Source organism: Desemzia sp. FAM 23990 (assembly GCF_045528485.1).
Classification (GTDB): Bacteria; Bacillota; Bacilli; order Lactobacillales; family Carnobacteriaceae; genus Desemzia.
Window position 1 is genome coordinate 36,181 of sequence record NZ_JBGQQW010000024.1, and the last position, 21,686, is coordinate 57,866.

Sequence of the window (21,686 nt, forward strand, 5' to 3'; positions counted from 1 at the left end):
GTTAAATGGAGGAATTAATATGACAGAGTTTCATTCTACAACTATTTTTGCTGTTCAACATAATGGTAAAAGCGCGATGGCTGGTGACGGTCAAGTAACAATGGGCGAACAAGTCATCATGAAAGGCACTGCCCGTAAAGTAAGACGCTTATACAACGATGAGGTAATTACAGGATTTGCCGGCAGTGTGGCAGACGCTTTTACACTGGAAGAAAAGTTTGAAAACAAACTAAATGAATATAAAGGTAATCTGACCCGTGCAGCTGTTGAATTGGCTCAAGAGTGGCGTACAGATCGCGCGTTGCAAAAATTAGAAGCTTTATTGATCGTCATGAATAAAGATGAAATGCTATTAGTTTCAGGTAATGGAGAAGTGATTCAACCCGATGACGGTATTTTAGCGATCGGGTCCGGCGGGAATTTTGCATTAGCTGCAGGAAGAGCGCTAAAAAAACATGGATCAGACCTTTCTGCTGCTGAAATCGCACGTGAAGCACTGGAAACAGCTGCAGATATTTGTGTCTTTACCAATCACAATATCATCGTGGAAGAATTCAACTAAACCTTAAAACTTTCAAATAAGATAGAAAAAAAGATACAAGGACGTGAAGGATAATGAACGAACTAGATAATATTACTCCAAGACAAGTAGTCACAGAATTAGATAAATATATCATCGGACAAGACAAAGCAAAAAAATCAGTGGCTGTTGCCTTGCGCAATCGCTACCGTCGTTTACACTTAAGCGAAGAAATGCAACAAGAGATCACTCCTAAAAATATCTTGATGATCGGAGCAACGGGTGTAGGTAAAACAGAAATTGCCAGACGATTAGCTTATATTGTCAAAGCGCCATTTGTCAAAGTTGAAGCTACTAAGTTTACTGAAGTGGGCTACATTGGACGCGACGTAGAATCAATGGTTCGGGATTTAGTGGAATCAGCGGTCCAAATCGTGAAGAAACAACAATATTCCAGAGTATACGTTCAAGCTGAAAAAAGAGCGATTGAACGTGTGGCTAAAATTTTAGTGCCCGGCATCAAAAAAGAACAGCGACAAGCAAATAATGCGAACAATCCTTTCGGAGCAATGTTTCAAAATATGGGCATCAATCCAAATCAGTTTGATCCGATGGAAGAAGAATCAGAAGAAGTCACTCCTGAGATTTCTACCAATCGCGCGAATATCCAACAACAAATCCGTGATGGGATTTTAGACAACCGCGAGATCACAATTAAAGTAGACGAACAAAAGAAAACGATGAATTCGCCAATGAATGCCGGTTTGGAGCAAATGGGTATCGATCTTTCTGATACATTAGGCGCATTGTCTCCTAAGAAAAAAGTGGAACGAAAAGTAACGGTTAAAGAAGCGCTAGAAATCTTTGTTCAAGAAGAATCTGAAAAACTGGTTAATGCGGAAGATATCCATGCGGAAGCCGTTAAATTGGCTGAAAATTCCGGTATCATTTTTATTGATGAAATCGATAAAATCACTTCTAAAGGAAAAAATGATGGCCAAGTTTCTCGTGAAGGAGTTCAAAGAGATATATTGCCTATCGTAGAAGGGTCTACCGTCAGCACAAAATATGGAACTGTCCAAACAGATCACGTACTGTTTATCGCTTCAGGTGCTTTCCACGTGTCTAAACCAAGTGACTTGATTCCCGAGTTGCAAGGACGTTTCCCGATTCGCGTAGAATTAGATGATTTGACGAAAGATGACTTTGTTAAGATTTTAACAGAGCCTAACAATGCCTTGGTCAAACAATACCGAGAATTGCTCAAAACAGAAAATATCACCGTCACCTTCACGTATGAATCCATTGAACGAATGGCGGATATTGCGTACCAAGTGAATACGGAAACGGATAACATTGGTGCCCGCAGATTGCATACCATTTTAGAAAAAGTATTGGAAGACTTATTGTTTGAAGCTCCTGATATGCAAATGGGTGAAATCACAATTACGGAAAATTACATTGATGATAAACTGCAACATATTGTTGCCGATAAAGATTTGAGTCGTTATATTCTGTAACTTGGTGGTGGATGAAAAATGGAAGAACTACTAGAAAAAATGCGCAACATGAATCGCCTCCTTCAAACAGTTGGAGGAATCGTTGATTCAGGAAATAAAGATACCGATCAACTGCCTTTTACGAATTTAACTAAAAATTTAGGCGATATTTTGAAAGTCAATACGTATTTGATTGATGAAAAAGGAAATTTGTTAGGATTCTTTGAAAAACACGCGATCAACAATGATCGCGTCAAACAAATGTTGATCGAAAAGAAATTTCCGAAAGAATATGCAGACAGCATGTTGGAAATCACTCTCACTACGGCAAACATCGGTATTGAGAGTGATTATACGGTTTTCCCTATAGAATCGCGGGAAAAAGTTACGTCAGGGCTGACCACGGTTATTCCTATTTTTGCCAGCGGAGAACGCCTGGGAACGCTGATTTTAGCGCGTGAAACACCTGAGTTTGACAACAGCGACCTGATTCTTGGAGAACATGCCGCCATTATTGTAGGGATTGAAGTCTTGAACATCAAGAAACAAGAAGTGGAAAAAGATGCTCGAGACGATGCTACGGTTCAACTGGCTTTAAATACGTTGTCTTACAGCGAATCAAAAGCTGTAAAAGCTATTTTCAAACAATTAGATGGATTGGAAGGACGTTTAACGGCAGCCAATGTGGCTGATGAAGTGGGCGTTACCAGGTCTGTGATTGTCAATGCCTTAAGAAAATTAGAATCTGGCGGAATCATTGAGTCTAGATCGCTTGGTATGAAAGGGACTTACATTCGTATCAAGAACGAAAAGTTAGTGCACATGCTTGAAAAATGATGACCGGGCTGCAGTGAGCAGCTCGATCAACTAGAAAAAAGCCTCCATGTTCGGATGTGAGGTTATTTTTTTTATTCTAAAGCAAGCGCTTAGTCAACAATTAGAGAATTATAGGAGATGATGTAGATGACCGTCAGCATAAAAAACAACTACTTAACTGTAGAGATTGCTTCAAAAGGGGCAGAACTGCAAAGTATCCGGAGCAACGGAACGGAAATAGAGTACTTATGGCAAGGAGATAAAGAGTATTGGAATAGAAAGTCTCCGGTGTTGTTTCCGATAGTAGGCCGATTAAAAGAAGATTCCTACACCTATAGAGGCCAGACTTATTCTATGACACAACATGGATTTGCTCGAGACGAAGACTTTGAATTGGTGGAACAAGAAGAGCAAAAAGTCGTTTTCCAATTGACTTCCAGCGAAAAAAGCAAACAACTGTATCCGTTCGATTTTGCTCTCCTTATAGCTTATGAAGTTATCGAAAATACAGTACAAGTATCCTATTCAGTTAAAAATACAGCTGACAGTGAACAGATGTACTTCTCTATAGGCGGACATCCTGGATTTAATGTACCTTTGACTGAGTCTACTAAGTTCGAAGATTATTACTTGAGCTTTTTGCCGAGACGATCTCGAAAACAAATTCCGCTGCAGGGTCCTTATGCAGATACCGCTCATACAACTTTAGCTCAAACAAACACTACATTGCGTTTGGATAGAGAATTGTTTGATAACGATGCGTTAGTATTTGAAGTGAAAAACAGCAATACTTTTAGCATACAATCTGATAAAACGCCTCATTCTGTAGAGGTTACATTTGAAAATCACCCTTATGTTGGGGTATGGTCTGTTCCTGGGAAAAAAGCTCCTTTTGTATGTATTGAACCGTGGCATGGAATAGCCGATACCGTTGATGCTTCAGGTAAGCTGGAAGATAAACTAGGCATTCAAACGCTGCCCGCTCAAGAGACATTCCAAACGAAATATTCCATCCAAGTTAATTAACGACTGTTTTCCGGTCGTTTTAAAAAGCAGAAAAAGGGGCTCTTCATATGCTGGCGATGGTAAAGAAATTGTTGGGGATGAGTTTCTAAAAGGTTCAACTGAAAAGGAAACTATTTTTTATTTGCCAACGTCAAAGAGTATAGAACAAGAAAAAGGCTGTCTCAATTTTGAGACAGCCTTTTTTGCGTCTTTGACTTTGAAAACAAAAGAGAAGCTGCCTGCTTCGCTGGTTTTTATAAGAACAAGACAGATCAGTTTTCATTTTTATAACGAAACCCAAATGGAACTTTGCTTTCAGTCCCATTCTTGATACGGGTGATATTATCTCGGTGACGATACGTAATAAATATTGTCAGGATAAAGGCAATGATTGTTAACACCCAGTCGTGTATGAACAAAGTGGAAAAAGTAATGAGAACTAAGGCCGTCATACTGCTTAAGCTCACCATGCGTGTAAAGTACAATAATATACCAAACAATGCAATACAATAGATAAAGAATGGTGGATTATAGGCCAGCAATACCCCTGCACTGGTTGCAACTGCTTTACCGCCTTTAAACTGGGCAAATAAAGGATAAGTGTGTCCCAAAATAGCTGCAAGCCCCACTACCATAGGGTTTAAATCAGAATGAAAAAAATAAGGCAGACTAGCGCCTAATGTCCCTTTAAGAACATCTGCTGCTAAAACGGTTATTCCTGCCTTTACTCCAAGCACTCGAAAGGTATTGGTAGTTCCTGTGTTGCCGCTTCCATATTCACGGATATCTGTATTGTAAAACTTTTTCCCGATCCATACGCCTGAGGGAATCGATCCTAAAAGGTACGATAGAACAAACATGAGTATTGTTGTCATCGATCAATTTCTCTCCTTACCAACTTGATTTGCTGCGTACGACTCATTTTACCATTTATTCTTTTAAAATACTACACAGGATAAAAGAGAAAAAGGATTGTTTTCGGGAAAGAAAGTGGTTTCGAAAAAGCTGATTTGAAGGAAAACTGCCATTTTAGAGAAATTTTTGGTATAATAAACCGAACACCTATTCGGTTTAGTTCGGTTGACGGAAATAGAAAAGAGTCTGTTCCTCGACTAGTTGACTAAGATTCATAAAATAGGTATGATTTGAATGTTCTTTTTAAATGCTCTGTAAACGGTATAAGTATGTTAAAATGACTTGATACATGATGTAAAGTTCATTCAAAAAAATAATCAAAGCAATACATGTAAGAAAAGAATTTGTATGGTGTAGGGAGTTTTGAAAGATATGGCAAAAGACAAATATGAATATAATGACTCTTCCATCCAGGTATTAGAAGGATTGGAAGCCGTCCGCAAAAGACCAGGTATGTACATCGGGTCTACGGACACCAGAGGATTGCATCACTTAGTTTATGAGATCGTAGATAATTCAGTGGATGAGGTCCTTTCAGGTTTTGGGAATGAAATCAAAGTGACTTTGCACAAAGACGATAGTGTGACAGTAAGAGACAATGGTCGTGGGATGCCTATAGGAATGCACTCTTCGGGGATTCCAACGATTCAAGTTATTTTTACCGTTTTACATGCAGGTGGAAAATTTGGTCAAGGCGGCTATAAAACATCTGGTGGTTTACACGGTGTAGGGGCCAGTGTGGTCAATGCACTTTCAGAAAGACTTTCTGTAACGGTGTATCGTGATGGTTCACAATACACGCAAGAATTTATCAATGGCGGTAAAGCTAAAGGAAATATGATTAAAAAAGCTACTCGTGAGAAAAATGGGACGACTGTCCACTTCAAACCGGATCCGTCTATTTTTTCTACGACGACTTTTTCTTACGATGTTTTGTCTGAGCGCTTAAGAGAATCGGCCTTTCTACTGAAAAATGTCCGCATTGAATTGATCGACGAACGCAATGATCAATCAGATGTTTTCCATTATGAAGAAGGCATCAAAGAGTTTGTGGATTATTTAAATGAAGACAAAGATACATTAACACCTGTAGCGTATTTTGCTGGGGACAGCAATGGTATCGAAGTCGAGTTTTCTTTCCAGTACAACGATGGCTACTCAGAAAACATCTTATCATTCGTTAACAACGTACGGACAAAAGACGGCGGTACTCATGAAGCTGGAATGAAAACTTCTTTGACCAAAACCTTTAATGAATACGCCCGTAAAGTGAATCTGTTGAAAGAAAAAGACAAAAATCTTGAAGGCAGTGATGTTCGTGAAGGATTAGCTGCTGTTATCTCGGTTCGGATCCCTGAAGACCTGTTGCAGTTCGAAGGGCAGACTAAAAGCAAATTAGGAACCCCTCAAGCCCGTTCAGCAATCGATTCAGTCATCAGTGACCAAATGAACTATTACCTCACAGAGAACGGCGAATTAAGCCAACAGCTCGTTCGTAAAGCGATCAGAGCTAGAGAAGCGCGTGATGCTGCTCGTAAAGCGCGTGACGATTCCAGAACAGGGAAAAAACGCAAAAAGAATGACGGCTTGCTTTCTGGTAAATTGACACCGGCACAAGGTAAAAATGCGAAGAAAAACGAATTGTATTTGGTGGAGGGAGATTCGGCTGGCGGTTCAGCGAAACAAGGTCGAGATCGTAAATTCCAAGCTATTCTGCCCTTGCGCGGAAAAGTCGTCAACACTGAAAGAGCCAGCATTCAAGATATTCTGAAAAATGAAGAGATCAACACGATGATCTATACGATTGGTGCTGGAGTAGGTCCAGAATTTGATATTGAGGACTGCAATTACGATAAAGTCATTATCATGACCGATGCGGATACGGATGGAGCGCACATCCAAGTATTGCTGTTGACGTTCTTCTACCGTTACATGAAACCATTAATCGAAGCTGGAAAAGTTTACTTGGCATTGCCTCCATTGTATAAGTTATCCAAAGGGTTCGGCAAAAAAGAAAAAGTCGCTTATGCTTGGACAGATGATGAATTGGTCGACGTAACGAAAGACTTTGGGAAAAATTATGTCTTGCAACGGTACAAAGGGTTAGGGGAAATGAATGCGGACCAACTATGGGACACCACAATGAACCCAGAAACCAGAACCTTGATTCGGGTGCGCATTGATGACGTGGCTCAAGCTGAAAAACGGGTTTCCGTATTAATGGGCAATAAAGTGGAACCAAGAAGAAAATGGATCGAATCCCATGTAGAATTTTCTCTTGAAGAAGGCGGAAGTATTTTGGAAAATTCACAAATCATGAACGACAATGAATCAGAGAACGAAGGAAGTGCGCTAGATGGAGAATAAAAACGAGGTTCAAGAGCTTACATTAGAAGAAGTCATGGGAGATCGCTTTGGACGGTATTCCAAATACATTATTCAAGAACGTGCCTTGCCGGATATCCGTGACGGCTTAAAACCCGTCCAAAGACGGATTCTTTTTTCCATGAATGTGGAAGGAAATACTTCTGAAAAAGGTTTTCGGAAATCTGCTAAAACAGTGGGTAACGTTATCGGGAATTACCACCCTCATGGGGACTCCAGTGTATACGAAGCGATGGTACGTTTGAGTCAAGATTGGAAGCAACGTCAAGTGCTGATCGAGATGCACGGGAATAACGGTAGTATGGACGGAGACCCTCCAGCGGCTATGCGGTATACGGAAGCACGCTTGTCTTCTATTTCGGATGAATTATTACGGGACATTGATAAAGACACCGTAGAGTTTATGCTGAACTTTGACGATACTACAGAGGAACCAACTGTACTGCCTGCTCGTTACCCTAATTTATTGGTCAATGGGGCGACAGGTATTTCTGCAGGTTATGCAACGGATATCCCGCCGCATAACCTTAGCGAAGTCATTGATGCCACTATCTATTATGTGGATCATCCAAATGCCACCACCGAAAAATTGATGGATTACATCAAAGCTCCAGATTTTCCAACAGGAGGCATCATTCAAGGGATCGACGGTATTCGAAAAGCTTACGAAACGGGCAAAGGTAAAATAATCGTCCGTTCAAAAACGGAGATTGAGGAACTGCGCGGTGGTAAACAGCAAATTACCATTTCGGAAATCCCTTATGAAGTGAACAAGGCTAACTTGGTCCGTAAAATGGACGAGATTCGTCTGAACAAACGGATTGAAGGCATAGCCGAAGTACGGGATGAAACAGATAGAGAAGGACTTCGTATCGTTGTTGAGTTGAGAAAAGAAGCCAATGCGGAAGGTATTTTAACGTATTTATTGAAAAATACCGACTTGCAGGTCAATTACAACTTCAATATGGTGGCTATCGACAATAAACGTCCTATGCAGGTGGGCATTGCTCGCATGTTGGGAGCTTATTTGGAACATAAAGAAGAAGTCATCACTAAACGGACGCATTACACATTGCGTAAAGCAGAACATCGACAACACATTGTGACTGGATTGATCAAAGCTGTTTCTATCATGGATCAATTGATCGCGACGATTCGTAAGAGTACCGATAAAAAGAATGCTAAAGAAAACATCATGGCTCAATTCGGGTTTACGGAGATCCAAGCGGAAGCTATTGTCTCCTTACAGTTGTACCGCTTGTCCAATACAGACGTTACGGCGCTAGAAAAAGAAGCCAAAGAACTGCATCAAGCTATTGAAAGCTACCAAAAAATCTTAAACAGCCCTGCCGAAATGAAACGTGTGATCAAGGCAGAATTGAGAGAGATCAAAAAGAAATATGCTACACCGCGCTTGACTCAACTGGAAGATAAAATTGAAGAATTGAAAATCAATAAAGAAGTGTTGATTCCAGAAGAAGACGTTGTAGTGGTCGTCACTAATGAAGGATATATCAAACGAACCAGCCTGCGTTCTTATACAGCTTCACCTGCGGAAGATGTGGGAATGAAAGAAGGAGACTACCCGATCTTTATAGACAAATTGACTACATTGGAACACCTCTTGATTTTCACGACCAAAGGTAATGTCATTTACCGGTCCGTACATGAACTAAGCGATTTAAAATGGAAAGAAATGGGAGACCATCTATCTCAATACATTAGTTTAGAGCCGGATGAAAAGGTCTTGAAAGTTTTTGGCTTCAATGATTTTGTTGCTGGACCAACTTTTACGTTGATGTCAAAAGAAGGGTATATCAAACAAGTAGAAGCGAATGTGTTTAAACCATGGAGAAGTTATAAGACGAAATCGACTAAAGCAATGAAGTTGAAAACAGAGACCGATCGTGTGGTCAATGTTGAAATAACCGAAAATGCATTGATGCATGACGTCTTTTTGGTAACCCATCTTGGTTTTGGATTGCGTTATTCGCTGAGTGAAGTTCCTGTCATAGGAGCAAAAGCTACTGGTGTACGTTCAATCAATTTGAAAGAGACAGATTATGTTGTTGACGGCGTATTGATGGACGTAGAGGCGCCGAAGACGGACGTTATGGTCATTTCTCAAAGAGGAGCCGTTAAGAAAATGGATCTGGCAGACTTTTCTGTTCTAGGAAGAGCGAAACGTGGATTAATGGTCTTTAGAGAACTGAAAAAAAACCCACATCGGATTGCGTTGTTGACAAAAGTAACAGGAGAAGACAATGAACTGTATTCGATTGTCACGACGAAAGACAAATTGATCGAGATGAAACCTGAAAATTATGTAGTCAGTGATCGATACAGCAATGGTTCCTTTATCTTGGATCAAGTTGCTGATGGCGAGCCAAAAGCGATTAAAGAAAATAATATTGTGTACCTTAAAGAAGACGAACCAACAAACTAGAGAGTCATTTAAACCAAGCTGTATTACGGGCTTGGTTTTTTTGTACTTGAAATGGAAGTGAATAAGCATTAGATAAATTGTAATCAGGCTTTCAATTTAGTAAAATGAATGAACACAAATGTGAGCTTTTTTATTCTTTAATTCAAATCATTGTCAAAATTTTAGGAGGGATTTACATGCCAAAAGAAGCTTTATTAATCGTTGACATGAGTAATGATTTTGTTGCTGATAATGGAACTTTAACAGTGGGGAGACCTGCACAGGAAATCAGCCCCTATATCCAGGAACTAGCCACTGAATTTTTAGCAGGTGGTCATACAGTTGTCGTTGCAATGGATGCCCATCAACCAGATGACCCACATTTTGAATTATGGCCGCCTCATAATGTTGTAGGAACGAATGGGCAGCTCTTATACGGAGAATTAAACGATTGGTTTCAGAAACATCAAGGCCATGAAAATCTTCTCTATCAACCAAAAACCAACTATAATGCTTTTTTCCAAACTGGTCTAGCGGATACATTGAGAACCTCAGGAGTAGGTAAAATCCATGTAGTAGGTGTAACAACAGATATTTGCGATTTTCTAACTGTGGCAGGAGCTGATGCGGAAGGGTTCAAAACTGCCCTTCATAGACGAGGGGTAGCGACATTTACGGATCTTGGAGAGACTATGATCGAGCATATGGTACGTTGTTTCCATACAGAAGTAATTAATTGATTAAATGCTTTTCGAGAAGGATATTGCTAATATTATTTCGCGAAACAACAGTGTTTAGAAGAGAAATGGGTTGAAAAAATGAATGCACACCGACAGCAGCATCCGACGAACTGGTTAAGGAATATTACTCTCTTTCTAAGCAGCCAAACGATTACATTGTTTGGTTCGTCTCTTGTTCAGTATGCCATGTTGTGGCATGTCACCTTAACAACAGACTCCGGAACAATGATGACACTGTATATTATTTGTGGTTTTATTCCAACATTTCTATTGTCCCCAGTTGCAGGAGTATGGGCAGACCGCTATAACCGAAAAGTACTCATCATGTTATCAGACGGGTTGATTGCATTTGCGACGTTGATTCTTGCCATTCTTTTCTTTCTAGGGTCTGGTTCCATCTGGTTGCTTTACTTGATGGCCGCTATTCGCGCTTTTGGTGCTGGAATTCAAACGCCAGCAATCGGTGCGATTTTACCACAGATTGTTCCCGAAGAAATGCTAACGAAAATTAATGGAATCAATGGTACTATCCAAGCGATGGTCATGTTTATTTCGCCAGTAGTTAGTGCCGCTTTGTTAGATATTGCGACGATGGAAATGATTTTCATGATTGATGTAGTTACCGCAGCATTAGCTATTGCTGTCTTATTGATTTTAAAAGTACCAACTCACTACAAAGCGGCAGCAGAGGAAATGAATAGCTATTTTACTGATTTTATGCAAGGAATCAGCTATATCCAGCATCATGACTATTTAAAAGTTTTCTTCTTTTTCATGTCTGTCTTATTCTTGTTGATTGCACCAGCTTCATTTTTGACTCCGTTGCAAGTAACACGTACCTATGGAGAAGAACTTTGGCGGTTATCGGTGATTGAAATTGCGTTTTCCATTGGTATGATAGCAGGAGGAGCCCTCATTGCTGTTTGGGGCGGGTTTAAGAATAAAATTATTACAATTGCTTCCGCCAGTATGGTAATGGGACTTTGTACGATTGCTCTCGGTGTACTGCCGAATTTTTGGTACTATCTTTTCTCGTTTGGTGTATTTGGAGTTGCACTTCCTGTTTTCAATACACCTGCGACTGTCATGTTACAGGAAAAAGTGACAGAAAATTATTTAGGGCGAGTATTTGGTATTATGAGTATGATATCTACTTCTATGATGCCATTAGGGATGCTTGTGTTCGGCCCACTTGCCGATATGCTGAAAATAGAATGGATCTTGGTAGGGACTGGTATTTTGATTAGTATACTGGCTATTTTTCTGATTCAAAACAAAACGCTTATAAAAGCAGGGAAATAACTATCTGCAATGATAAGCAATGGTTCTCCAGTATCATCCTGAGCGATGATACTGGTTTTTTTGTAGATAAAGAGTTTTATGTGATTTTAAAAACTTGACTATTTTTGATTTTTTATACCTTTTTCACAAATTTTAAAAGCTTATTTTAAAGTATAAAATGAGTAAGTCTCAGCGGGAGGAGACAAGATATTGTTAAAAAAGTTCTATATAAGAATTGGATATTTTTTATTTATGTGATATAATGAGCGTGTAAAAAAGTTTGTTAGACTAAAACGACTCACATTAGATATACGGAGGTAAGGAAATGGAACAATGGAAAGGGTTTAAAGGTAAGGTTTGGAAAGAAGAAGTAAATGTAAGGGATTTTATCCAACAAAATTATCATCCGTACGATGGCACAGATGAATTTTTAGAGGGCGCAACAGAAGCGACTACTGCCCTTTGGGATCAAGTCATGGATTTAAACCGTCAAGAACAACAAGCAGGCGGAGTATTGGATATGGATACAAAAGTTGTTTCTACCATTACATCTCATGCTGCTGGTTACTTAAATAAAGAATTGGAACAAATTGCGGGATTCCAAACAGAAAAACCTTTCAAACGCAGTTTACAACCATTTGGCGGTATACGTATGAGTGAACAGTCTGCAGAATCTTATGGCTACGAAATAGACCCAGAAGTTTCTCACATTTTTCGTGATTACCGTAAAACTCATAACCAAGGTGTTTTTGATGCCTATACACCTGAGATTCGTGCTGCTCGTCGCAGCGGAGTCATCACTGGTTTGCCAGATGCATATGGACGTGGACGGATCATTGGGGATTATCGTCGTGTAGCGCTATATGGCGTAGATTATTTGATTAAAGAAAAGAAAGCAGATCTAGACACTAAGGGTTACGGTACAATGAGTGATGACATCATACGTGACCGTGAAGAGATCAATGAACAGATTCGGGCTTTGGGCGAATTGAAAGAATTAGGACATATCTATGGTTTTGATCTCTCTCAACCTGCTGCTACAGCGAAAGAAGCTTTTCAATGGTTGTACTTGGGTTATTTAGCAGCCGTCAAAGAACAAAATGGTGCTGCAATGTCATTAGGACGTACATCAACTTTCTTAGATATTTACATGGAGCGTGATCTAAAAGCTGGTACTTTAACTGAAGCAGAAGCGCAAGAAATCGTAGATCACTTTGTGATGAAATTGCGTTTAGTAAAATTCTCTCGTACACCGGATTATAACGACTTATTTTCAGGTGATCCTACTTGGGTAACGGAAGCTATCGCGGGTGTGGGGATTGATGGCCGTCATATGGTGACTAAAAACAGCTATCGGTTCTTACATACTTTGTCTAATCTGGGACCAGCTCCAGAACCAAACTTGACTATCCTATGGTCTAAACAGTTGCCGGAGAATTTCAAAAAATTCTGTGCCAAAGTGTCTATTGCTTCCAGTGCTGTTCAATATGAGAATGACGACATCATGCGTGTGGAATGGGGCGATGATTACGGGATCGCTTGCTGTGTATCTGCTATGCGTATCGGAAAACAAATGCAATTCTTCGGAGCTCGCGCCAACTTGGCTAAAACGTTATTGTATGCGATTAATGGCGGGGTAGATGAAAAATCTAAACAACAAATTGGACCTAAGTATCAACCGATTGCTTCTGAATATTTGGATTATGATGAAGTTATGGAAAAATACGATACAATGATGGAATGGATCGCAGGGCTGTATTTGAATACATTGAACATCATTCATTACATGCACGACAAATATTCTTATGAACGCATCGAAATGGCGTTGCATGATAGCGATATCCTTAGAACAATGGCAACGGGTATTGCTGGATTTTCTGTAGCCATAGACTCATTATCTGCTATCAAATACGCTAAAGTTAAAACCATTCGTGATGAAGATGGTTTAGTAGTGGATTACGAAATCGAAGGCGATTACCCTAAATACGGAAACAATGACGACCGCGCTGATGAAATCGGGATCTGGTTATTAAAAACGTTCATGGGCAAAGTAAAAAAACATCCTGCTTATCGTGGAGCTACACATACGACTTCTATTTTGACCATTACCTCAAATGTCGTGTACGGTAAGAAGACGGGCAATACACCTGATGGACGTCGTTCAGGAGAACCTTTTGCACCAGGAGCTAACCCAATGCACGGCAGAGATACTCATGGAGCATTGGCTAGTTTGACATCAGTAGCTAAAATCCCGTACAAATATTCGTTAGACGGTATCTCAAATACATTCTCTATCATTCCAAAAGCATTAGGTAAAGAAGATGACGTACAACAAGAAAACTTAGCTAGTATGTTAGACGGATACGTATCTAAAGGCGGACATCATTTGAACGTAAACGTCTTTAATCGTGAAACGTTGGTTGATGCTATGGATCATCCTGAGAACTACCCTCAATTAACGATCCGGGTATCAGGATACGCTGTAAACTTCATCAAATTAACACGCGAACAACAAATGGATGTTATCAATCGTACAATGCATGCCAGCATGTAAGCAAGAAAATCATTAAACTACGATTGCTGTCATAACTAATTTAAGTAAAAGGAAGGGTTAGGAAGAATGTCTTCTTAGCCCTTTTATAAAAAGGAGTAAAACACAATGAGTAATGAACCTGTCATCGGATATGTGCATTCAACAGAAAGTTTTGGTTCAGTTGATGGTCCTGGTATACGTTTTGTCACGTTCATGCAAGGATGTCGCATGAGGTGCGAATTTTGTCATAATCCGGATACGTGGAACATGGGTGGAGGGACGCCTTATACTGCCGATGAATTATTGGAGGAAGCATTGCAATACCGTGACTATTGGGGGTCAAAAGGCGGGGTTACCGTCAGTGGTGGTGAACCGTTGCTGCATATTGATTTTTTGATTGAGTATTTCAAAAAAGCCAAAGCAGAAGGGGTCCATACGACATTGGATACTTGTGGCCAGCCCTTTACACGGGATGAACCTTTTTTTAGTCGTTTTGAGGAATTGATGTCCTATACAGACTTGTTATTGTTTGATATTAAGCACATTGATGCAGAAAAGCACAAGCAGTTAACGATGCATTCTAACGAAAATATCCTAAATATGGCACGTTATTTATCTGATATAGGGAAACCTGTGTGGATCAGACATGTATTGGTTCCGGAACGTTCGGACTTTGACGAAGATCTTATTCGACTAGACCAATTTATAAAAAAACTGAAAAATGTCGTGAAAGTGGAGATTCTCCCTTACCATAAACTAGGACTTTATAAATATGCAGCGTTGAACATTCCTTATAAATTGCAAGGGATTGAGCCGCCTACACAAGACAGAATCGATAACGCCAATCGATTATTGCATATCGAAGATTATAAATTGTACCAATTTGTTCAATAAGTGAATAAATATTCTATTAAAAGAGCAATTTAAGATTGCTCTTTTTTAGTTGTTTGCTTATGATGAAGGTAGGGGAAAGGTTAAAGAGGAAGGGAATCAGAATGAATTTAAAAGACCAGAGTGTGTTTTCAGGAAAAACATTGGATTATTTTATTCAATTAACTGAAACCATGAACTATACATATGCTGCACAAAAGTTGGGTATCTCACAACCCGCTTTAACGCAAAGAATCAAAAAATTTGAAAGAGCATTAGGTGTTCCTTTATTTTATTTCAAAGGCAGAGAGATGCGGTTAACGGATGCTGGGCGAGTTATGGTCAGAGCCACACAATCGGTTCAAACGACCTTTAAAAACGCCATTGAAGACATAGAATACTTAGAAAATGAAAAAAACGGCCACTTAAAAATAGGTTTACTGTCATCGATAGAAGATGGAGTCTTTATGGACTTTATAGCGTCTTATTATGGAACCTTTCCTACTTGCAAAGTATCGTTGTATTTGTTGTCCAGAGAAGAAATCTGGCACCAATTAGAAAAGAATCAAATCGATTTCGCTATTTTGTGTTTGCCGGAAGACACGATAAAAAATTGGACTCATTATTCATCCAAAATCATAGTAGCTGAAGAATTATTTCTACTGCATCAGAGTGCTGAGTTAAAAGATCGTGTCTCCGTTCGTTTAAACGAAACGACTAATCATAAATGGGTTTTTTATCCACGGAATTTTTATGTCAATGATATTTTAAGGTTTAAATTTGTCCAACATAATCTTGATTTGCCTTTAGTTTCGGGCTATTTTTCAACGCCAAGACAACTACAGTTATTTAGTCAAAAAACCAATTCTCTCTCTGCATTACCTAAATCGTATATTGATGCTCATCCTTTAGAAAACGATCAACAGATGCTGCCATTTGATCCACCTATTACATATACACTGGCATTTGTGTATCAAAAAGAGAAAAGAACACTCGATCGTGTGAATCAATTTTTCACCTATTTTGACAAATTTTTAGAAGAAAAAGACTATGCCTCTAGACTAAAAAGCTAATTTGTTCTACTATAAAAGATGTGAATCAAAATAAAGGAGTGTCATGACAAATGAGCAAAATTTTAGTTTTTGGACATCAAAACCCAGATACAGATGCTATTGCATCAGCTATCTCATTTTCTTACTTGCAAAATGAATTAGGAAAAGATACAGAAGCGGTAGCTTTAGGAGAAATAGGGGAAGAGACTGCATACGCATTAAAATACTTTGGTATGAAAGCACCACGCGTCATTGAAACAGCAGCAAATGAAACCAACACGGTTTACTTAGTGGATCATAATGAAGCACAACAAAGTGTTTCAGATATTCAAGACGTTGAAATCGCATCTGTTGTAGACCATCACCGTATCGCAAATATTGATACAGCAAATCCTTTGTACTACCGTGCAGAACCAGTTGGTTGTACAGCAACGATTGTATTGAAAATCTTTAAAGAAAACAGCGTAACCATTCCTAAAAACATCGCTGGTTTAATGTTGTCAGCCATTGTTTCAGATACATTATTGTTTAAATCACCAACGTCTACAGCTGAAGATGAGGCAGCAGCAAAAGAACTTGCAGCTATTGCTGAAGTCGATTTAGATGTATATGGTTTAGACATGTTGAAAGCTGGAACAAACATGAGCGACAAAAAGGCTGAAGAATTGATTGATATGGATGCAAAAAGTTTCCCAATGGGCGACAAAAACGTCCGTATTGCACAAATCAATGTGGTTGATGTAGAAGATGTCTTTTCTAAACAAGCTCAATTAGAAGAAGCTATCCAACAAGCCAATTTAAATAACGGTTTCGATTTATTCATTTTAGTTGTCACAAATATCTTAGATAGTGATTCAGTGGTTTTGGCTATCGGTAATCCGATTGCAGCTGTTGAAGAAGCCTTTAACGTAAAACTAGAAAACAACAAAGCAGTCTTAAAAGGTGTCGTATCACGTAAGAAACAAGTGGTTCCACAATTAACAGAAGCTTTAACTAAATAAGCTGTAAATCAATCAAACATCCTGAAGGCTGATAAAAAATCAGTCATCAGGATGTTTGTCGTTAAAAAACATTTACGGACAGACGGCAGCAAACTAAACTGAAATGAGCTTAGAAACGTGCTGAGAAACTAATATATGGATTAAAAGAGTTTTTAGTACAGCAAAATGAAATCATAACTATTTGAAGTAAATAGTTACAACCTGTAATGAGTTGAAAGATAAATTTCTAAGAACTCAAACAAAAACAATCAGTGAGATAAAGTTCAGTCAACAAGTGAATCGAACTATAATAAAGAAAAAAAAAAATTTTCTTAAGTTGGAATCAAAAAACAGCTCAAGAGAAAGAAAACAGGATAAAAGAGGATAATTTTTAAGTTTTAACCAGTTATTATCTCTGTCAACTACTTTGTATAATATATATTATGTAAACTAAAAAAATAAGAAACAAATCAATCCCATTCAATATAAAAGCTCTCTTCATCCGCTCTTCTAATTAATTTATTCTTAATTAAAAATCATGGCGTCTCACACTCGCGCTCCGTTATCAATTTTTTTTTGATAATGTCATTGCATGAGCATAGCTGATCTTATCAAGTTGCAACTTGACGATATACTTATCACAGCGTAGCAGCTAATTTCTATTAGCAATAGTCCGTAGGCTGATCTATGCATTTTGCAATGGGAAGCCGACCGACTAAGTTTTTTTAACAAGAACTATAAACTTGTAAACTATTTAATTCTCAAAGGACAAACAAAATATAATTTAATATAACTATAGTTTCGATTCCAAGTCAACGTACATTTAGGTTTCGCGTTATGGAAACTTATGAATTTGCTTAGAAAACCGCGTTTGATCTGATACATTTTTCTCATTAGAAATTTTAATGAGATTTTGAATTGATTTAAACTCCAATTTATTTATTTGGTTGTTCATTTCTCCTTTTATGGAATTGATATATTTTGTAGAATAATTAAAGTGTTTTTTTATCTTTGATGTCGAAAAATGTAAACAATGCCCATTAAAAGATACTTGCTATAACAACACTAAAACAAAAACATACTCTGTCACTATAAAAAATAGAGAACATACACAACAATTAGCCTTTGAAGAAAGCGACTATTTTAAAGAACGTTCAAAAAACAGATATAAAATAGAGGCAAAAAATAATGAATTAAAAAATAGACACGGTTATAAAAAAGCGCATTTAACCGGTTTATTTGGCATGAAATTACAAGGGGCCACCACGCTCTTTGTAGTGAATATGAAGCGAATTATAAAGCTGAAAGAAGAAAAAACAAGAAAAAATGAAGAAAATAGACAAAAATAATCAGTGATAACTGTTTACGTTTACGTAAAAATTCAGAAATCACTGATTATTTTTTTGTGTTTGTACATGATAATTTTAGACTGCTAGTTTTTCAGCAGCCTCTGTGCCAGCATTTGACTTTTTTTTAATATTAAACGAAAACGTCTTGTGATTCAATTAACAATACTGAAATTCGGTAAGGATATAGTTTTATGCAACACTAGTGAAATAGAATAATAAATAAATTGAAAAAAGCAATACCTAAGATGATTAACATTGGCTGTAAGAAGCTATCGTTTATAAGATTGAAAAATAAACTAGATTGTTTATCTAGTTCAGCATTTATTGCAATTTCATTCCCTTGCGCCACAAATTCACTAAATAGTGGACCAATACTTTCTTGATCCACTCCATATACTTCGTATTCACCAGCTGACAGATTTAATGGAGTAAACGTGTGAATGAGATTGACTTCTGAATCAACTTGCTGCGAAGAATCTTCTATAGTCGTTTCAAAAAGGCCAACAACATTAAATACTTCATTATTAATAGTTAGTGTACTGTTTTCATTATTAATACGGTAAACCCAATCAGAGTTTTTCTCTACCAATACGCTTGGTACGCCCTCTTCAAATCCTCGATTAAATTGTTGCAGAGCCTCATCTGATATTTTTTCATCAACAAGATAATCAGCTTCTAATTTACCATACACTCCTATACGGTCATCAAAATATGGAAAGAAAAGCATGGAGAATTCCTCTTCGTTATACCAATTATCCAACTCGGAAATAATTCTATTTCCACTTGTTGCTGCGTTCCACGACTGAAAGACAATTTCTTCATGTTCTGCTTTTTCTGCTTCGAATAGCACTTGATATCTAAGAATAAAAATTGAAGTGAAATGTTGAAGTAATAGAAAGAATAATAAAATAAAAGCAATATGTGGCTTTCTCATAAACCAACCAACTCTCTTTTTATTGATGAAACTTATTAGTTATTATTTTGAAATTACCCGAGCCATAGGCCATGGGTTACTTGTTGCAACGTAAGTATGTCCATAATTAAATACTACTTGTGGTGCAACAGGATTAAGTGTATCAAAGTATGAGTGTTGACGTTTTCGATAGGATTTGAGGCAGCCTTTACTTCTCCTTCAGATAGACCCAATAACCCAAAAGATAAAGCGGTTACATAAGAAAACCTCGAGCGTGAGCTCGAGGTTTTCTTATGCCATGGAAACAATAAAATTTTAATGCAACACTAGTGAAATTAAGTACAAAATTCCGTTCCCTTGGTAGCCAGAGTTGTTAAGTAGAGCACTGAATGAAACGCTTGTTCGAATCACTAATCACTTCTTAATGGTATAGGCTAAAAAGAAGTTATATACTTATTATTCTTCAAAGAGATTAGGGATAAAGACGCAAAAGTATTTACCAAAATTTCTTTCTAGATAATACGATAGATTTTTATGACAATTCATCAATTTACAAGTGATGAACATATAGCTTACTATGTTTGTTTCATTAAAGTGATTGCGATTATTTAATACATAAAAAAGTCTCTCCTTAAGAGATGATGAACCTTCTATAGAATGAAATTCATATATTACTTTGTAATTTTCTAAATTGATTATGACAACTAACGAATATGAGGCTTTATTGGATTAATTACCAAATCCCTCGCATGAATGCTCTAGCATGTCCATCTCCTCTTAATTGAAGATACAAGCACATATCATGTTGGCCAAACCCCGCAATGTTATATTTTTCACGGTATCTTGCTTCAGCGTACCGACTATTTCCGGTTACATGTGGAGTAAGTACTTCATAATACTTTTCTCCAGTTGGACTAATTACCGATGCATTAAATTCTCCATTTGATACCCCAAGAATATTAGCATTATAGGGACTAAGGTTTACTCTAAATGTTGCAGTCATTGTTCCAAACCAGCTTGCTCCTTGCGTACCCGTAAAGTTAGCACTGACTTTTTTGCTATACGATCCATTTGGCCACGTAGCAAAAGGGGCTATTAATTGATCTTCTGTATCTTCAACTGTAATGGTTAATGTTCCTTTTTCTGTTTCGATAACTTCTGAATAAAAGTCGTCTCTAATATCGAATTCTTCTGTCCCCACTAATTCTTGAGACAGTTCTGGAGAATCAATCTCTGCGCCCATGACTGGTATTGGCGTGAGACTCATCGTGACTATAGAAAAAAATGAAATAATAATTAACTTTAACTTTGTTTTCATTACTGATATCTCCTTTTTCATTAGTTTTTTTTAACGACCACTAGCATTTTTGTATGACTCTCATAATAATGAGGTTCATCTCTTTAGGAGAAAGCTTTTATGAAGTAATCACACTATTAAAATCTAATAAATTCTTATAAAAGTCTGGGAGGCATAATTAGCGAGTAGGAATAATTAATATTGAACTAAGGGCTCTTCCTTTTTTGAACACGCTTTCATTTCCGAGTGCAATGATTTTGAAAAGCATAATTTATTTATAAAGAAGAGCATGATTCTTTACTAAAGTTTATTAGTTATGAATTCTTAATAGATGTCATTGGTATAATTTGAGTTAATCGTGGAAACTTGTTTACTATTGGTACATTTATCTTGGTTTATTAAGTAGAAAGAAAGTACGTAGTAATTCTCTCTTCTCAACATAAAAAAAGCACCCCAAAATAAAAGTTATCACTTTTTTAAAGATGATTTTCATTTCCTTCATTTTTCTCATACATTTTAATTAATATATCTCGAATCTCAGATAATCTTTTTAAAACAAAATAAGCAAAGAAAGGAAAAACAATCCAAGAAAGCAATTTAAAAATTGGCAAAATCATTTTCATTCTCCTTTTATTATAGATAATTACTGTTCGTTCTAATTTTACTTCTCTATAATTATTCTTATGACAAATTGTTCGTGATTACGCAAAGAGTTAGTAACTTATTAACCATTAAGGAACATTCAAAATACTCAGGCCTCCTTCCTAATGGGATAAAAACAAAAGCTTATTTTCCTTATGTCCATATGTGTTAATCAACTAAATTATAGAATAAAGAAGGTTCTTTGTCAAATAGTGTTGGTAAGAAGTATGTGTCAAGTTTTTCTCGGGCGTCCCATTACTGTGCTAGTTTAGGCACTCTACTTTTGTACACTTGTCAGCTACCGCACGGCTCCGCCGCTTACTGGCCCATCTTTTGAAAGAACGTTCCTAAAACCAGGAACCTTCTCCCAAAAGACAGGAATTAACGAAAACTTTTGATTAATTGTCCTATTGCCGATGAATGAGAGGCATATAATGGAATCGTCCCATTCTTTGCACCAACTG

General features: G+C 37.6%; 16 protein-coding genes and 1 pseudogene. 13 read left to right on the forward strand and 4 right to left on the reverse strand.

Annotated features, from left to right (window positions below; translation table 11 throughout):
• Positions 1-19: 19 nt before the first annotated feature.
• The 4 genes from hslV to ACEN4I_RS10080 all read left to right on the forward strand — a co-directional run bounded on the left by hslV (position 20) and on the right by ACEN4I_RS10080 (position 3,861).
• Complete coding sequence (hslV, locus tag ACEN4I_RS10065; protein WP_407102839.1) at positions 20-562, forward strand: ATP-dependent protease subunit HslV; 543 nt, start codon at positions 20-22, stop codon at positions 560-562.
• A 53-nt stretch (positions 563-615) separates the two neighbouring features.
• Positions 616-2,040, forward strand: coding sequence for an ATP-dependent protease ATPase subunit HslU (gene hslU / locus ACEN4I_RS10070; RefSeq protein ID WP_407097307.1), 1,425 nt, complete (start codon positions 616-618; stop codon positions 2,038-2,040).
• 18 nt (positions 2,041-2,058) lie between these two features.
• Entirely contained in the window at positions 2,059-2,856 is a 798-nt protein-coding gene (gene codY / locus ACEN4I_RS10075) for a GTP-sensing pleiotropic transcriptional regulator CodY (RefSeq protein WP_407097306.1), read from the forward strand.
• A gap of 126 nt (positions 2,857-2,982) precedes the next feature.
• Positions 2,983-3,861 (forward strand): aldose 1-epimerase family protein, encoded by an 879-nt coding sequence (locus tag ACEN4I_RS10080; protein WP_407097305.1) that lies wholly within the window; start codon positions 2,983-2,985, stop codon positions 3,859-3,861.
• A 251-nt stretch (positions 3,862-4,112) separates the two neighbouring features.
• On the opposite strand, the gene plsY is transcribed toward ACEN4I_RS10080, so the two are convergent.
• Positions 4,113-4,715: a glycerol-3-phosphate 1-O-acyltransferase PlsY gene (plsY, locus tag ACEN4I_RS10085; RefSeq protein ID WP_407102840.1), complete on the reverse strand. Its 603-nt coding sequence runs from the start codon at positions 4,713-4,715 to the stop codon at positions 4,113-4,115.
• A gap of 412 nt (positions 4,716-5,127) precedes the next feature.
• Here plsY and parE point away from each other — a divergent pair, with 412 nt between their 5' ends.
• The 9 genes and pseudogenes from parE to ACEN4I_RS10130 form a co-directional block, all read left to right on the forward strand.
• Positions 5,128-7,122: a DNA topoisomerase IV subunit B gene (gene parE, locus ACEN4I_RS10090; RefSeq protein ID WP_407097303.1), complete on the forward strand. Its 1,995-nt coding sequence runs from the start codon at positions 5,128-5,130 to the stop codon at positions 7,120-7,122.
• Positions 7,112-9,586: a DNA topoisomerase IV subunit A gene (gene parC / locus ACEN4I_RS10095; protein ID WP_407102841.1), complete on the forward strand. Its 2,475-nt coding sequence runs from the start codon at positions 7,112-7,114 to the stop codon at positions 9,584-9,586. Before parE ends, parC begins: the two co-directional genes overlap by 11 nt.
• A gap of 176 nt (positions 9,587-9,762) precedes the next feature.
• On the forward strand, positions 9,763-10,305 hold the full coding sequence (locus ACEN4I_RS10100; protein ID WP_407097301.1) for a cysteine hydrolase family protein: 543 nt from the start codon (positions 9,763-9,765) through the stop codon (positions 10,303-10,305).
• 78 nt (positions 10,306-10,383) lie between these two features.
• Positions 10,384-11,607: an MFS transporter gene (locus tag ACEN4I_RS10105; protein WP_407102842.1), complete on the forward strand. Its 1,224-nt coding sequence runs from the start codon at positions 10,384-10,386 to the stop codon at positions 11,605-11,607.
• Positions 11,608-11,911: 304 nt separating this feature from the next.
• Positions 11,912-14,140, forward strand: coding sequence for a formate C-acetyltransferase (gene pflB / locus ACEN4I_RS10110; RefSeq protein WP_407102843.1), 2,229 nt, complete (start codon positions 11,912-11,914; stop codon positions 14,138-14,140).
• Positions 14,141-14,245: 105 nt separating this feature from the next.
• Entirely contained in the window at positions 14,246-15,013 is a 768-nt protein-coding gene (pflA, locus tag ACEN4I_RS10115; protein ID WP_407102844.1) for a pyruvate formate-lyase-activating protein, read from the forward strand.
• Between the two features lie 101 nt (positions 15,014-15,114).
• Positions 15,115-16,062, forward strand: coding sequence for a LysR substrate-binding domain-containing protein (locus ACEN4I_RS10120; RefSeq protein ID WP_407097683.1), 948 nt, complete (start codon positions 15,115-15,117; stop codon positions 16,060-16,062).
• A gap of 50 nt (positions 16,063-16,112) precedes the next feature.
• Entirely contained in the window at positions 16,113-17,042 is a 930-nt protein-coding gene (locus ACEN4I_RS10125) for a manganese-dependent inorganic pyrophosphatase (protein WP_407102845.1), read from the forward strand.
• Positions 17,043-18,025: 983 nt separating this feature from the next.
• A pseudogene (locus ACEN4I_RS10130) lies at positions 18,026-18,370 on the forward strand (transposase); the annotation flags it as partial.
• Between the two features lie 199 nt (positions 18,371-18,569).
• On the opposite strand, the gene ACEN4I_RS10135 reads toward ACEN4I_RS10130, so the two are convergent.
• From ACEN4I_RS10135 to ACEN4I_RS10145, 3 genes are all read right to left on the reverse strand, one after another.
• Positions 18,570-19,304, reverse strand: coding sequence for a hypothetical protein (locus tag ACEN4I_RS10135; protein WP_407097685.1), 735 nt, complete (start codon positions 19,302-19,304; stop codon positions 18,570-18,572).
• 712 nt (positions 19,305-20,016) lie between these two features.
• Positions 20,017-20,601 (reverse strand): hypothetical protein, encoded by a 585-nt coding sequence (locus ACEN4I_RS10140; protein ID WP_407097686.1) that lies wholly within the window; start codon positions 20,599-20,601, stop codon positions 20,017-20,019.
• 455 nt (positions 20,602-21,056) lie between these two features.
• Positions 21,057-21,197, reverse strand: coding sequence for a hypothetical protein (locus ACEN4I_RS10145; RefSeq protein ID WP_407097687.1), 141 nt, complete (start codon positions 21,195-21,197; stop codon positions 21,057-21,059).
• Positions 21,198-21,686: the final 489 nt, after the last annotated feature.